The organism is Streptomyces sp. NPDC048584, assembly GCF_043199595.1.
GTDB classification, from domain to species: Bacteria; Actinomycetota; Actinomycetes; order Streptomycetales; family Streptomycetaceae; genus Streptomyces; species Streptomyces edwardsiae.
On sequence record NZ_JBICWF010000008.1, the window covers coordinates 91,478 to 105,180 of the forward strand.

General features: G+C 66.4%; 10 protein-coding genes. 3 read left to right on the forward strand and 7 right to left on the reverse strand.

The features are described 5' to 3' along the window. Positions 1-67: 67 nt before the first annotated feature. Genes ACGFR9_RS19140 through ACGFR9_RS19150 form a run of 3 tightly spaced genes read right to left on the reverse strand, consistent with a single transcriptional unit; the run spans position 68 to position 8,623 of the window. A complete protein-coding gene (locus ACGFR9_RS19140) occupies positions 68-5,656 on the reverse strand; it encodes a DEAD/DEAH box helicase (RefSeq protein ID WP_311646199.1) in 5,589 nt (1,862 codons plus the stop codon). Then, positions 5,649-6,596 carry a hypothetical protein gene (locus tag ACGFR9_RS19145; RefSeq protein ID WP_311646197.1) on the reverse strand — a complete coding sequence of 316 codons (948 nt, stop codon included), beginning with the start codon at positions 6,594-6,596 and terminating at the stop codon, positions 5,649-5,651. The genes ACGFR9_RS19140 and ACGFR9_RS19145 overlap by 8 nt, the downstream gene beginning before the upstream one ends. Next, a complete protein-coding gene (locus tag ACGFR9_RS19150) occupies positions 6,593-8,623 on the reverse strand; it encodes a hypothetical protein (RefSeq protein ID WP_393209769.1) in 2,031 nt (676 codons plus the stop codon). Before ACGFR9_RS19150 ends, ACGFR9_RS19145 begins: the two co-directional genes overlap by 4 nt. Positions 8,624-8,998: 375 nt before the next feature. On the opposite strand from ACGFR9_RS19150, the gene ACGFR9_RS19155 reads away from it, so the two are divergent. Continuing rightward, positions 8,999-9,364, forward strand: coding sequence for a DUF1801 domain-containing protein (locus ACGFR9_RS19155; protein ID WP_393209772.1), 366 nt, complete (start codon positions 8,999-9,001; stop codon positions 9,362-9,364). Here ACGFR9_RS19155 and ACGFR9_RS19160 read toward each other — a convergent pair. Beyond that, entirely contained in the window at positions 9,333-9,815 is a 483-nt protein-coding gene (locus ACGFR9_RS19160; RefSeq protein ID WP_393209775.1) for a GNAT family N-acetyltransferase, read from the reverse strand. The two genes, ACGFR9_RS19155 and ACGFR9_RS19160, sit on opposite strands and share 32 nt — an antisense overlap. A gap of 128 nt (positions 9,816-9,943) precedes the next feature. Between ACGFR9_RS19160 and ACGFR9_RS19165 the strand changes: the two genes are divergently transcribed. Further along, positions 9,944-10,477, forward strand: a complete 534-nt coding sequence (locus tag ACGFR9_RS19165) for a hypothetical protein (protein ID WP_311646190.1) — start codon at positions 9,944-9,946, stop codon at positions 10,475-10,477. A gap of 45 nt (positions 10,478-10,522) precedes the next feature. Further along, positions 10,523-11,380: a hypothetical protein gene (locus ACGFR9_RS19170; RefSeq protein WP_393209778.1), complete on the forward strand. Its 858-nt coding sequence runs from the start codon at positions 10,523-10,525 to the stop codon at positions 11,378-11,380. On the opposite strand, the gene ACGFR9_RS19175 is transcribed toward ACGFR9_RS19170, so the two are convergent. The 3 genes from ACGFR9_RS19175 to ACGFR9_RS19185 form a co-directional block, all read right to left on the reverse strand. Further along, the gene (locus ACGFR9_RS19175) at positions 11,368-12,216 is read right to left on the reverse strand and encodes an aldo/keto reductase (RefSeq protein WP_311646186.1); all 849 of its coding nucleotides are present in this window, start codon (positions 12,214-12,216) and stop codon (positions 11,368-11,370) included. The genes ACGFR9_RS19170 and ACGFR9_RS19175 overlap by 13 nt on opposite strands. After that, positions 12,150-13,346, reverse strand: a complete 1,197-nt coding sequence (locus ACGFR9_RS19180) for a JmjC domain-containing protein (protein ID WP_393209781.1) — start codon at positions 13,344-13,346, stop codon at positions 12,150-12,152. The genes ACGFR9_RS19175 and ACGFR9_RS19180 overlap by 67 nt, the downstream gene beginning before the upstream one ends. Before the next feature lie 81 nt (positions 13,347-13,427). Beyond that, positions 13,428-13,595: a hypothetical protein gene (locus ACGFR9_RS19185; protein WP_393209784.1), complete on the reverse strand. Its 168-nt coding sequence runs from the start codon at positions 13,593-13,595 to the stop codon at positions 13,428-13,430. Positions 13,596-13,703 lie beyond the last annotated feature (108 nt).

Genomic DNA, 13,703 nt, shown 5'->3' on the forward strand with positions numbered 1-13,703 from the left:
CCTTCGTGTAGCACAAGGGCGAGACGTACGTCTCTTGCCATCCTGGGCGCCATCCCGTGCGTAATGATCACTGCTCCGCATCGAAATCAAAGAGCAGGGCTGTGACCCTTGCAGGCGCCTTGTCGAGCAGGAAGTCATCGACGAACACCACGTCTGGGACGTCGGGGCTGTGTTCTGCGACGGCGGCGCGGACTTGGGAGAGGCGCTCGGCCTCCATGCCCGTATCTGCAGCTTCGAACGGGCTCTTGGCCGCTACCCATACCCGGTCCTCGAAGAGGACCACGGGTCCCGTGCCCCTGACGTCGTCAACGAACTCGGTGTCCTCGGCGTCAGAGGCCCAGCTTTCCAGCAGGCTGGCGGCTGCGCGGGGCTGGTGTCTGGAAGCCGTGTCCTCACATCGGAGAATCGACAGCAAATCACCGGCGAGGCGCCAGTCGAGCAGGCTGTGGTAGGCCATGTTCGTGTAGTCGCGGAGACACTCGTAGCAAGAACCTCGGCACTCTCTGCTGTGTGTGCCTGACCCGTAATCGGCAAGCAGGCCACTGGCAGCCGACATGAGTTCGCTGAAGACATCTGGCTCAGCGAGGTGTGTGCAGTAGCCCGCACCGTTGTCGAGGGTGTCGGAGAGGAAGGCGAACGTGCGGGCTTCTCTGTGGGCTGACCCCGCTCCGTGGATACCAGAAGCGATCTCGGTGGGCTGGACCTGAAGCAGTGACCCTGCGGCGGTCCGGAGCAGGGCGGCGAGCGAGTACCAAGCGGCGCGCCGGCCTGATCGGTCGTCGGGGAACCCGGTCTTCTGCGGTACTGATGCGAGGTTCAGGCGCAGTCCGGTCTCGGGCAGCTCGCCGGCCCTGGGGCCAAGGAGGAACAGATCCGTGTGCTGCGAGGCTCCAATGGCGGTCACGAGAGCGTCAGAGCCGGAGGAGATGTCCTTGGCAAGCCAAGGGAACTGCTCCACGGCCCCTGCTTCCAGATACGCCCCCGACCAAGGGGCCGCCGGACTCACCTTGGAGAAGGCGAAGAGCCGACCGCCGTTGTCATTGACGGCGTAGCGCCTACCCTTCCCTGAATGAACGACCAGACCCCGCTCTGCTAGTCGCTCCGGGGCCCCGTGTTCCAGGTCAGCCGCTGTTCTAGGGGCGAGTGACCGGGCATGCCAAGAGAAGTTGCCGTCGAAGTCGCGTGCCTTACCCGAGCAGAAGAAGCCGGCCGGCTCCCGCAGTCCCACCTCTCGGTATGAACCGTCAGCGGCCCCGCAGGCCGGACAGGGCTGGGAAGGGCGGTCCTCGTCCTCAGGCAGTTGCGGCTGAACGTGCTCCGCCAAGTGGCCACAGGCGCGGCAGAGGCCGATGAGGCCATCCGGGCCGAGCGGGTTGTCCACTGCCCGGGGGCGGTGCCCTGTGGGTTCGAAGGCCACAACACCGGTCGCCGTATGGACTTGGCCGTCCTTCACAGTCTCCGCACCCGGAGCGAACTGCGAGATGGCGATGTCCAGGGAACGGTCGACCACTCCCTTTGGAGGCCATGGGTACGAGTCGTAGGGACGCTTGGTGTACAGGTACCGGGCTGACGTGGGGAACCCGAACATGGGAAGCAGGCCCGCTTCGGCCAGCCGTTGACTGAGCTCGGGGTGCCCATGCGAGGCTTCGGCGATCTCGGTCACTCGCGGGGTGAGCTTTTCCGTCACCCATGCCGTCATCTCGTCCGGAGACCATGTACCGCGAGTGTGCTCAGCGAGGGCTCCGGTGAGTGCCCTGACTTCAGAGTGGTGAGAGTCGATCCACTTGGCCACCGCCCCACGGGCAGCAGACCAGTCCGCACAGCGTCCGAACTGACCATGGACGTTGCGGGTCGGATCGAGTTCCTCGCCGTCGTTCCCTTCCGGACGTACGTCGGAGAACGCTTGCCGTAGTACCTCAGCGGCGAGGACCCGCTCGTAGATGTCCCGCATCTCGGTGGAGAGGTAGGGCCGCGGCGTCGCGTCGTTGGTGATGCGCTGGGGGTCCTGGAAGTAGTGCTCGTCGTGGCTGCGGCCACGGCATACGGTCAGTGCGAGCGCGACTGGTGACGTCCGCCGGCCTGCCCGTCCGACGCGCTGCTGGTAGTTGAACCGAGTCGGCGGCATGTTGGCCATCAGGACCGCGGAGAGCGGGCCGATGTCGACACCGGCCTCCATGGTTGTAGTGACGGAGAGCACGTCGAGCGTATCGGGCTTCTCGTGTTCCTTGCCGTCGAGGAAGATTCGCTGAAATCGGGCTTGGCGGTTTTGCGCGTCAATCCGGTCAGTCTGACCGGTCAGCTCGGCGGTGTTCAGCCGGAAGGCGCCCAGTCGCCTGCGGGCCATCCACGCGTAGTAGTCACTGTCGGTGTTGTCGAACGGCACCGACTCCGCAGGGAGGAGGGCTCCGCACTTTGTGCAGAGACCCACGCCCGGATGGAGGTGGCGTCGACGGCAGTTAGGGCACGTCCAAGAGGCGGCACGGCCGTGCCTCAGGGCGACGTGCTCTGGCTGGATGAGGTATTTGATGACCGCGTCTCCCCAAGTCCGTTCAACCGCCGCCCGGATGTCATCGCTGCCCTGGCCCAAATGCTGTGCGGCTGCCTCCCAGAACACCCGGAGCTTGCGCGGAGGCTCGTCGGCATGACTGCGGAGGCCGGCGAAGCGGCGCATGTGGCCCAGGACGCGCAGACTGGCGCGGGTCAGGGCGACATAGGACGCACGGTCCGCTTCCAGCGGGGCCTGGTCTGAGGTCTGTGTGAGCCAGCCCAGCCCGAGTGACTCGAAGTCGCGTCCGGCACTGCCGAACAGCCCGCCGAGCAGCTCGACGCGAAGGGTTTCCTGGATCTCCTGGCGCAGATGCTCCTGCGGTTCGCTCAGTTGTATTGCTGAGGTGTCCCGGACAGGACCATCACCATCGGGCCACTGGTACAGCGTGGTCCAGGGCTCCGGATCTGTGCCCTTGGGGCGATGGGCTGTCTCCTGGAGTGATGCCTTAGGGCCGCCGGGATTGACGCCCTGCTGCACGAGACGTTCGGTGATGGTCGACGCGTGACTGTCGAGACTGGGCACATGGCTGAGGATGGTGCGCAGCTCAGCCTCTTCCGCTGGGTCTGGTTCGGCGGCGTGCAAGTCGGAGAGGCTGGGTCCAGCAGCAGGCCTGTGGTGCTTCTCCCACCGGTCGTACGTCTCCGGATCCCGCGCGCGGAGACGCTTGTGCGCGGCCGAGGCAGCGGCGGGATCAGCATGGTCGCCCGCTGCCGTGCGTGCGTAGTAGCGGACGACCTCCTCAAGATCCTTGGCAGGGTCGCCCTGATTCGTCACCTCATCGGCAAGCAGGAGACGCAGCAGGTCTTGGTAGTGACGGAGGCCCAGACCTGCGGAGAGCTTTGCCGCATCCTGCCGGCTGTCCGAGAAGACGACAGCTTGCCGGTGCGGCATCAGGGATAGCAGACCTGTGGTGAGCACCTGATTGATCTTCTCGAAACCCGTTCGCATACTGCGGACAGGAGTACGCATGCGGCGCGGATCGCTCAGGCTGAGCCGTTCACTGCCAAGCTGGCGTACTTCCCAGTCATCCCCGCACGAGGGGCACTGAGTGGGAGCCGCTGGGAGGTTCTCGAGCTTAAGACGGTTATTGCCCCGTGCGGACTGTGGAACGGTGACATGGAACGACCAGCCGGTGTAGTCGCGGTGGTTCCGGAGCATTCCGGTGCGCGGGTCGTACTTGCTTCGCTTGAACTCGAAGCTCGCGCTGAGAGACCCCTTGTCTGAGGTGGGGGACCAAGCGAGCTGGTTTATGGATGGTTTGTCGCGCTTGGGCCAGTAGACGACATAGTTGGCCGCGCTGGGGCCGAGGGCGGCGGCGTCCGGGAGCGCATCGAGATCCGGCAGGTCAGCCAGCAGACCCGCTTCGAACGCGCCCTTGGAATCAGTGAAGGCCGACTCGGGCGCGTACCCGCCGAGGTAGACGTCACCGCAGCTCTGGCAGTAGAGCAGTTCGAGTACACGTGCTCCGCAGCCGCACCGTGGAGTAGGGCGGGAGTAGAGCTTGCCGACGGTCCGTTCATGGCCCTCAGGGCGTTCGGCCTCGCGGCAGTCAGGGTCTGAACAGGCCCACACGCCTGGAATGTTCCGGAAGAAGAGGTGCCCGCGAAGCTTGGGGGTAGCTGGGTCCTCCGATGTGCGCAAAGCGGCCAGAACGCCTCGCAGGGCCTTCATGCGGATGGACGGTTCGGCTTCGGAGAAGAGCCGGGCAGCCACGCTCTGGTCGAAATCCGCGATCAGCCGGTCACCCTCACGAAGCGCGTTGACGAAGGCATCGCGCCCTCCGCTCTCAGTGAGGACTCTGTCAGCAGTGGAGGAGTCAGGAGCTGCCTCGGCGAGACGTGCGTAGATGTCGGCAGAGGAAGAGATATCGGTGTGCGTGTGCTTCGGCAGGAGGAGCTGCCCGCCCAGAACCTCGAAACGTTCACGATCAGTTCCGAAGAACTCCTGGAGGAAATCCAGGTCCCGCGGAGCTTCGAGGGACGCGGAAGCGGCCAGAATCCGGAATTTTTCCGGCTTGTCGTCCAGCCCCAGGCGGTGCCGGAGGTTGCGCAGAAGGTAAGCGATCTCGGTGCCTGCGGTCCCGCGGTACATATGCAGCTCGTCGACGACGAGGGTGAAGCGGGCCTCGGGCACCTCCTCCAGCCAGCGGCGCGTCTTCTCGAAGATGCTTCCCTCACGCGACCGCATCAGCATCACATTGAGCATGCTGTAGTTCGTGATCATGATGTCTGGCGGTGCCTGGATCATGTCCCAGCGGCAGCGCATTTCAGCGCCGTCAAGCCGGGGAATGAAGAACCGGCCGTCTCCGCCGGCCTTGTGTGCCTGCCGCGAGCGTTCCTCGGTCGAAGCGAACTCCCTACGCAGCGTCTTCACCCCAGACCGGGAACCGATATCTCCGGGAACTGGTGTGGCACCCGTGTACCGCCCGAAATAGAAGCGGTGGCCAGGACGGTTCCGGGCGAACCAGCCCCGCACCTCGTCACTGTCCAGCGCCTTGCGCAGTCGCATCATCTGGTCGTCAACCAGAGCGTTCATGGGGTAGAGCACGAGAGCCCGGACGGCGGCATGACGCCCGCGCTCTCCGGCCCGCTGCGGCTGGTACTCGCCGTTAGGCGCGCCCCACCAGCGATTCACTGGGAGACTCGCAGTCGGCCAGGCCGCTGATTCCTGGACCAGGCCAGCCAGGATCGGAAGCATGAAGGACTCAGTCTTGCCGGAGCCCGTGCCCGCGGTGACGACCACGTTCCGGCCGTCGCGCATGGCCGAGACGAGGGCCTGGTGCTGGTGCTGGTAGAGCGACGGAACACCGCGGAGCAGACCGAGCTGTGCCAGTTCCGACAGGTCTGGATGAGCTCCCGCCTCGCGGACAGAACCAGCGAGATCGCTGCCGACCGACGCGTACTGAGGACGGACCTCAAGGAGGGGATAACGCCAGGCACCGCCGTCGATGTCGAAAAGCTGCTGCCGCTCCCTCTCCAGGAGTTCGTCAGCAAGACCGAACGGAGTGTTGTAGTAGCGGAACAGCGCGTCCCTGAGGTGGTCGAAGGTCCCCAGGACGTCGAGTTCCCCTCCCGCGGCTTCGGGGTGGTCCGCGGTCGTGTCAGTCATCGTTCCCCCCGAGGCTCTGCCTCAGTGACTCAGCGATCTTCATGGCTACTGTTTTGGGCACGTTGTCGTATGCCAGATTCCTGGCCGGCTCGTTGATGCGCGGGGCGAGCCCGGAGCACATGACCGCTACGCGTCGGTGGAGGTCAGGCAGCGGATAACCCCAGTCGACGAAGAGAGTGCCGAACCGCTTGCGCCCGCTGTCCTTCTCCGGCAGCCAGCGCAGAACATCCGCCTCTGTGCTCCGAAACGCGAGTGCGGTGTAGACCCCCGCCTCGTGGCCTGTCTCGTACCACTTGCCGTCCCGCAGGATCTGGCATACGCGCTTACCCTCCCGCTGCTTGAACCGGTACAGGCCATTGGACTGCGGCCGGAGCACTGGCTGGTACTCGCCTCTTTCCAGGTCGTACCGCTCCAGCGGTCTGCCGTACTCCGGGGTGGCCCCCCTTGCCCCGAACCCAAGAGGCGGCAGCAGGGCAGCGGCCTGGAGGGCGAAACAGGGGGTGTAGGTGACGCCGAGGTCCGCTGCCCAGGCTTTGAGGTCATCCTCGCCGTTGAACTGGACGATCAACGAGACCGGCAGCGGAATATCCCGGGGCGGCCGGGCACTCGACACCCGGAACAGTTCAACCGGGCCGTCCTCCATGGTCTGCTCAAGCCGCCGCTCGAACGCTGCCGTCCTGCTGCCAGTCAGCACGGCCAGTCCTCGAGCCTGGGGAAGCTGGGTCAGCACGGGAGGTGCGGCACACCAGCGTCTGTTACGCCAGTCGATATCCAGCATCGCGAGAGAAACGGCATCCCGGAGCCAGCGGCCCGGAGCGCCGGGCTCGACTTCCTGGCAGCGAGTGCCGGCGAGCCACCACGCTCCCTGCTTGACGTCAGACAGCACGCCCGCGCCCTGCTCGCTGACCCAGCGCAAGAGCAGATCTCCTGGCTCGATCATCGGTTGTTCCTCTTTCCAGCGATGGCCTCAGCCGCGGCTACGTAGTCCTGCCATGCAGGCAGCTGCGACCGCTGGGCCGCGCTGAGCACGGCGTACGTCCACGCGAAGGCGCCGGGGGAAGGGCTGGGGGCAGGAATGTCCACCGCTTCCAGCAGGGGCCGGACTGACCATCGCGAGGGCGTCCTGTAGATCAGCCAGACGTATCCGGCAGGTACCTGGACCTCAAGGCAAGGGCCCCGGGCTCCTTCCGGCAGACGCGACGTCATCCAGGCAGGCGGTGAGTTCTGTGCGATCTTGCGCACGTCGCCATCCGGGGTGATCAGCATGGCTTCCAGAACCGTGCACCGCAGGACTACGGTCCGCGGAAGCCGAATGCTCTCGGGCGCGTACGCGCCACGGATCGCTGTCTGGCTGTCCTCGGTTTCCAGGGGCTCACCCCGTGCGGTTCCATCGCAGGGATACCCGAGCGTCCCGGTCTGAGGCGGGAGCCCTTCGTGCAATCCGTCGTGCACGGTAAAGGTCTGGCTGCTGAGCGCGGTACCGACGGTGTGCTCGCCCTCTTCCAGAGGCACGACCCACAGAGGAAAGGGAACCCGCGGATCTGTCCGCAGCGACTCTGTACGGCCGTCGAGGACGACATCGACCTTACGGTCGGGGCTGGTACCGGGAGGCAGCAGCAAGTCCGGTGCTGCGTGACGCAGGTAGTGGCCGACGACGCCGGCGCCCGCCCGGTACTCCGGGGCTATGCGAAGGCCCCCGGAGAGCTTCGTGTGCTGCCTGATCTGAGGTTCCAGCACATGCGTGTGCTTTCCGCCCTGGTCCAGAGTGCGGGTGAACGCCGTTCCGTTGACCGCGCGTACCCCCTTGAAGAGTTTCCAGCCCGGTACAGGAGATGGCGTTTCCCTGATGGTGCGGCCGCCCAGAGCTCCGACCATGGCACGGACCTCACTCACGGCTGAGTCGGCCACGAGGAGCCAGTGCTGATCACCGGGTTCGAAGTACTCGGTGCTTACCCAGTCGCCCAGATGCGGATGCTTGCGGAGCAGGACAACGTCCTGGGGCGCCCATTCGATGACGAGATTCTTGCCTCCTAGGCGTACGCCGTGGGAAAGCTGCTGGGCTGAGGGATGCAGCGACTCCAGCCCGCTGTAGGTGTTGGCGTAGTCCTGCTGGAGTTTGAACGTCCGTCCGTCAGGCAGCAGGCTAACTTCCGTTTCGGGGAGTTCTGCGACTGACTCTGCCAGCCACTCCAGCCGTTTGCCGCGGTCGGCGACTACCAGGCGCAGGCCGAGGGCGCGGCGCCGGTGCTCGTGCTCTGGTTCGTGGAGTCTGCCGTCCCATTCATCGGCGAGTCGCTTCAGAAGGCTGACGATGAGCGTGTCACCGCTGTCACCCGCGTTGGCCAGTTCATCCATGAGCCGGGGCGAAAGCCGCCGGTCTCTGCCAGCTGTCCAGACGCGAAGCCGTCGAAGCAGCTCCCGGCCGGAGACCTGACCCGGGTTGTTCGGCCGCAGGCGGGTAGCCGCGAAGAACCTGGTGAGAATCTCCCGGTCGGAACCTCGCACCAGTGCCTGGGAGATGGGGTAGCCGATCTTCCAGTAGTGCTCGTCCGTGCTTACGGTGCTGGTTCCGCAGAGGCCGCCGGTGCTGTCGAGCCACTGGTCAAGCTGTTCCCACATGGCGGCAACGTCTTCGAACGCACTCTTGAGCCTGTTCGCGCGGTAAGTGCCTGACTCTTCGCCGAACAGCTGAACCCAGCGGCCGTAGAAGTTGGACTTCAGCATGCCGTCAGAGGACGTCATGCGAGTCGCGGCGAGTACCGACAACGCCAGAAGGGGCAAGCTGGGAGGAGGCCCTGAACTGCCACCGCTCTCCCATACAAAGCATGCACTCTTGATGCGGTGGAGCAGCGGCCTTTCTGGGCTGCCCCAGTTCACCTCTTCGGCGACGGCGTGGGGAAGCGCCGTACTGAGGTCGTTGCCCTGCGCCAGATCCTGCGCAACCTCGTCATCGACGTACAGGACCACACTGCGAAAAGCCTGGCCTGCTCCGAAGAACTCCCCACCGAGAACTTCCTGCCAGCGCTCATATGCCCCCCTCATCGCCCTGCCTGATCCCCTTCCGTGCAGCGCGCGCCCTGTGAATGCTGGGCATGCTCGCTCGGCGGGCAGCCCGCGGCTGGTCGCCCAGGTGGGCGGCAGCCGTTGTCCGCAAAGCAGGGCAGGCGGAACGAACGCACAAGGTGCGTATACAGCAGAATCACAATACTCAGGAAGTACTTGGTGAGACAGGTGTAGACCGAAGGTATTTGATCTATCAGTCTCAGCGGACCCTGGCGGCGGGCCTGGTGACTGAGTCTGGTCAGCGCGGTCCAGCCGCGTCCGCAGCAATAGACTCCTTGCATGGTGCAAAGCACGGCGAAGGATGTCGACGCCTACCTGGCCGAGGTCCCCGAGGAGCGCCGGGAAGCGCTGGCCAGGTTGCGCCGGCTGTGCCAAGCCGAGCTCACGGGATTCGACGAGGTCATGGCGTACGGCATGCCCGTGTACCAGCGGGGCGGGACCGCGGAGATCGCCTTTGCGAGTCAGAAGCGGTACATCTCGGTCTATCTCATGCGCGGTGATGTCCGGGAGGCCTTCGAGGAGCGGCTGGCCGGGCAGGACATGGGCAAGGGGTGTCTGCGGTTCCGTCGGCCGGAGAGCGTCGACTTCGGACTGGTGCGGGATCTGCTGCGGGCTACCGCGGCCGCGCCGGGTGAGGTGTGCTGACCGTTACGTGGTGCTTGACGAGCTCGATCTTGGCGGGAGTCTCCGATGCGAGCCGTGCCGCCACTGACCAGCCGCACGCCGTGTAGAAGGCGTTGGCCGCCGCGTTGTCGGCGAAGCTCTCCAGGCGGAGTGCCTCGTACCGGGCGAAGAGGGTCTTCTCGGTGTGGGAGAGCAGCAGCCGTCCCAGGCCCCGGCGGTGGTGGGCCGCGTCGATCATCATCAGGTCGATGGTCGGCCCGTCGAGGATCGTCAGGCCCACGAGCCGGCCGTCCACCTCCATGCAGTGGGCGTGAGCTTGGCGGACATGCGCCGCGATGTGATCGTCCGAGGCACCCGAGTCGAGGAACCAGTCCACGCTCTCGTCGCCGAGGAACGAGCGGTAGCTCGCGTCGATCGTGCGGCGGGCGAGCTCCTGGAGCGGTGCGAGGTCCCTGGTGAGAGCGGGGCGCACGACTGGGAGGGGCTGGTGGGGTGGCACACGGACTCCGGGCCTCGATGCTGACGTCGACGGCAGTCTGCCATCGTCGATGCCCCGTTTCCGCTCCTCCGCCGTGCACCTGTGCGGTAGACACACCTCCTATGGATCAGGGGTTGGCGGCGTTGCTCGGCGCGACCGTCGGTGTGGCAGGTACCGTGCTCGCCTCGGCGATCACCGGGTGGTCGAGTCGGCAGCAGGTGCAGGCTCAGGCACGGGCCGAGCATGCGCACTGGCGCAGGCAGGTGCGGCGGGACGCGTACGGGGCCTTTCTCGCTCCGGCGACCGAGTGTCAGCACGCTCTGAAGACGGCCGGGCGTGCGTTCGTGGGTGAGCGGGACACCGAGGAGGTCGATCGCCGGTTACGGCATGCCCAGGGGCAACTGGTGCTCGCGCAGGCGGCCTGGGCGAATCTGGCTGTGGAGGGGCCGGCGACGGTGGAGCAGGCCGCCCGGAGCGTCTACACCGCGCTCAAGTCGACGCAGAACACTCTGCTGGCCTTCCGCGACTCGCCGCCGAACGCCACCGACGGCAACGTCCTCTTCGTGGAGCGCCACGCCGTCGAAGTGGCCCGGCTGTCGGAGCGGGTGGGCGAGTTCACCGCGGCGGCACGGTCGGCCCTGGACGACGTCGGCTGATCGCGGTGCGCTGTACGGCCGTCTCCCGCTGCTACGGTCCTTTGCATGACGCTCTCCGTGTCCTCGGGCCCGCAGGTCGATCTGCGGGTGCACCCGGTTGACGACGTACTTGATCGCGTCGCGCTGTCCCTCCGGACGGCCTTGCTCCCGGACACGGTGGTGCGCAAGCGCCGGTCCGTGGGAGCACGGACGGACCGTGACACCTGGGTCCGCATCGAGCGGCGGCTGCCCGAGAAGATCGCGGGTCAAGGGTGGAACGGCACCGAGTGCGCCGCTCGTCTGGAAGGCGTCGCCCGGCCGGCCTGGCACGGTTGCCTGGTGTGGCGGGAAGCGAGCGGACCTGTGATGTGGCGGGCCGACGAGACGGATCTGTTGCCGGGCGCCCCTGTCGGAACCGCGATCCTGAGCCAAGCCCCGGAGCTGCCGGAGGAGTGGTGGACGGCGCTGAATTCCTCCTTGGACGCGCTCGCGGCACACCGCACGCGACGGATTGCGACGCCCGACACCGAGACCATCACCCAGGAAATGGTCACGGAGTCCCTTCACGGTGTCTTCTCCGACGACTTCGATACGACCGTCCGGCACTGGGTACCGGCCCACGCCGACCTGAACTGGGCCAACGTGACCGTTCCCGTGTTCAGCCTCTTCGACTGGGAGGACTGGGGGAACGCGCCCCAGGGACTGGACTCCGCCTCGCTGTGGGCGAGTTCGCTCGCCGTCCCCGCTCTGGCCGATCGCGTACGACGGGAGCGGCGACGCGATTTCGAGAGCCGGGACGGCAAGCTGATGACACTCTTCGTCTGCTCGAAGATCCTCGGACCGTGCGCGCACCCGGAGGACCCTCGGCTGGAGCCCGCTCGGCGCATGGCCGAGTGGGTCGTCGGGGAACTTCAGGCGGAATGACCGCGTGAGTGGTCGTGGAGGAGTCTGCGGTACTCCTCAATGGCTCGCTCCTCGACTTCGCAGGCCAAGGCGTCGACTAGCTCGCCCAGGTGGTCGCGGTCGTCGGTGCCCACAGCGACGTAATCGACCCGCGGCAGGTGGTAGGCGGTACGGAAGGCCGCCTGCACGCGGGAGAACCGAGCGCCGTCCCGCAGGAAGAGGCGCGGGTCGATCCTGCTCCACACCGGGGCGTCGGCACTGCCGCCGAAGGGACTCATCCCCCACACCGTACGGTCGCCGAGGTCCCATGCCTTGATGAGATTTTCAGCGGCGTCAATTGCTCCGGTCCCGACCAGCAGGCCGGACCGGACCATGAGGACCGACGGCTTCGGTGTGGTCGGGTCGATCAGGTTCAGCAGTGGTGCCGGGTTCCAGGAAGCGACGCCCCAGGCGGCGCACAGTCCCTTCACCGAGGCGGCGTCGAGAGCGGCGCATGCCTGAGCGAGTACACCCCGGCCGTGAGGGGCGGCTTCACGGAGCGAGTGCTCCGGATTGTGCAGGAACACCAGGTCGGGCTCCCGCCCGAGGTCGCTGACCGCCTGTTCCACAGACGCGCGCAACCGGACGGGATTGAGGCAGTGCTTCCGGCCTGGAAAGTATCCGACCTTCGTGGACAGCGTGAACTTGGGCAGCAGGTCGCCGGACGCCTGGGCCAGAACCCGATGGGAGTGGAATCCGAGGTAGTTGGTACTGGTGTCGAGCGCGGTGACGCCGAGATCGAGCGCCGCTGTCAGGAGACGGCGTTCGTGACGAGACCGGTGTAGCCCGAGGACAATTCGGGGGTCAGCACCGCGCACAGTTCCTCCTCCACCAGGATTTCGGCGACCTCCCGCACCTCCCTTCCGACGACGGCCGTTGCCTGCTCCAGCAGGACCGGACCGCCGCTCAGCAGCAGCCGTAGCGCGGGCAGGGCCTTGGCCGTGAGGGTCAGCTTCTTTCCTGCGGCCACCACTTCGGCTGTTTCCCCGTTCTCCACCACCCGGGGCGGAAAGTGGGTGGTGCATACGACCGCGTCGAGCGGTCCGAGGATGTCGAGGAACGGAAGATGGCGTGGAAGAGCTGTCTCCTGCTCGTGCGCGGTCAGGAAGTCGGCCGGGGAACGGTCGTCGACCAGTGCTTTCGCGGCCTCGGCCAGCGCTTGGCTGTCAGGGCCGCGCCGACGGTCCAGGTCGTGCCGGAAGATCTCGCGTTCACGGCACCAGTCGGCCAGCCACGCGAGCCAGCTCGCCCCTGTGCGCTTGGTGATGCCGAAGGTGACGTGGAGGCTGTTGCCGGAACCGCTGCCGCTTCGGGTGGCCTGGTGCCAGTGTCCTCGGGGGATGTGCATGACGTCGCCGGTCTTCATCACGCCGGACCAGATGATCTCGTTGCTCGGGGTGTTGTTGGGGGCGGAGTCCCGGTACATGGGGACCTCACGGGAGGCCGAGCGGACCTCCCACTCCTTCTCGCCCGCGAGTTGCACGATCACGACGTCGTGGTCGTCCCAGTGCAGGGTGAAGCCGGCGGCGTCATTCGTGGTCAGGTAGGCATTGACCTGTACACGCTCACAAGACCACCACTGCAGCGCCCGGCAGGCGACCTCCATCGTCGGGTCGAAGACGTTGGCCTGGTCGAGGATGAGGGTCGCACCTTCCCGCAGAAGCCTTCCGAGGCTCCGCATGTTGACCATGGAGACGCTCTGGCCCCGCGGGCTGACGGTGTCGGTGTAGTAGATCGCCGGGTGAACCTCGTCCCCCTTCTGGAAGCACCGGAACTGCGGGCGGTCCAGACTCCTGCGCATCACCATGTCGAGCAGACGGTTCGGGGTCAGGAGGCCGGAGATGAGTGTGGGGTCGTCCACGCTTCCCCGGGCGAAGCCCTTGCCCAGCTTCTCTGCTCCGCTCCATCCGAGCGCTGTCTCGATCGAGCTGATCAAGCGATGTTCCATAACTGTGTCCTCCACGGGTTCGACCACACGATGCGGACGTGGTGGGCGGCGCGGCCAGTCGCGCCGCCCACCGCCTGGGGCTTACTCGCTGTCGTGCAGGTTGCCGTCGCCTCCCGGCCATGGGGCGTCGCCGGAACTTCCGGAATTGTCGGACCGGAGGCTGTCGTACCGGTCGTGGACGGCGGCCAGCTCCTCCACCGCCATCACGAGGCCGCTCCGGACCAGACACGGCGCCTTGTGCTCGTCCACCACGTGCTCCTTCCTCTTTGCTTCTCCCGACAGGGCTCAGGCGGGAGTTCATGGCCGCCCAGGGCAGTGGAAGCCGCAACTCCGTGTGGGCGGTGGACCGCCGAACGG

Coding starts and splice junctions, on each gene's coding strand:
- ACGFR9_RS19140 (WP_311646199.1), bottom strand. CDS start 5,656: ATGACTGACACGACCGCGGACCACCCCGAAGCCGCGGGAGGGGAACTC.
- ACGFR9_RS19145 (WP_311646197.1), bottom strand. CDS start 6,596: ATGATCGAGCCAGGAGATCTGCTCTTGCGCTGGGTCAGCGAGCAGGGC.
- ACGFR9_RS19155 (WP_393209772.1), top strand. CDS start 8,999: ATGGTGCAAAGCACGGCGAAGGATGTCGACGCCTACCTGGCCGAGGTC.
- ACGFR9_RS19165 (WP_311646190.1), top strand. CDS start 9,944: ATGGATCAGGGGTTGGCGGCGTTGCTCGGCGCGACCGTCGGTGTGGCA.
- ACGFR9_RS19170 (WP_393209778.1), top strand. CDS start 10,523: ATGACGCTCTCCGTGTCCTCGGGCCCGCAGGTCGATCTGCGGGTGCAC.
- ACGFR9_RS19180 (WP_393209781.1), bottom strand. CDS start 13,346: ATGGAACATCGCTTGATCAGCTCGATCGAGACAGCGCTCGGATGGAGC.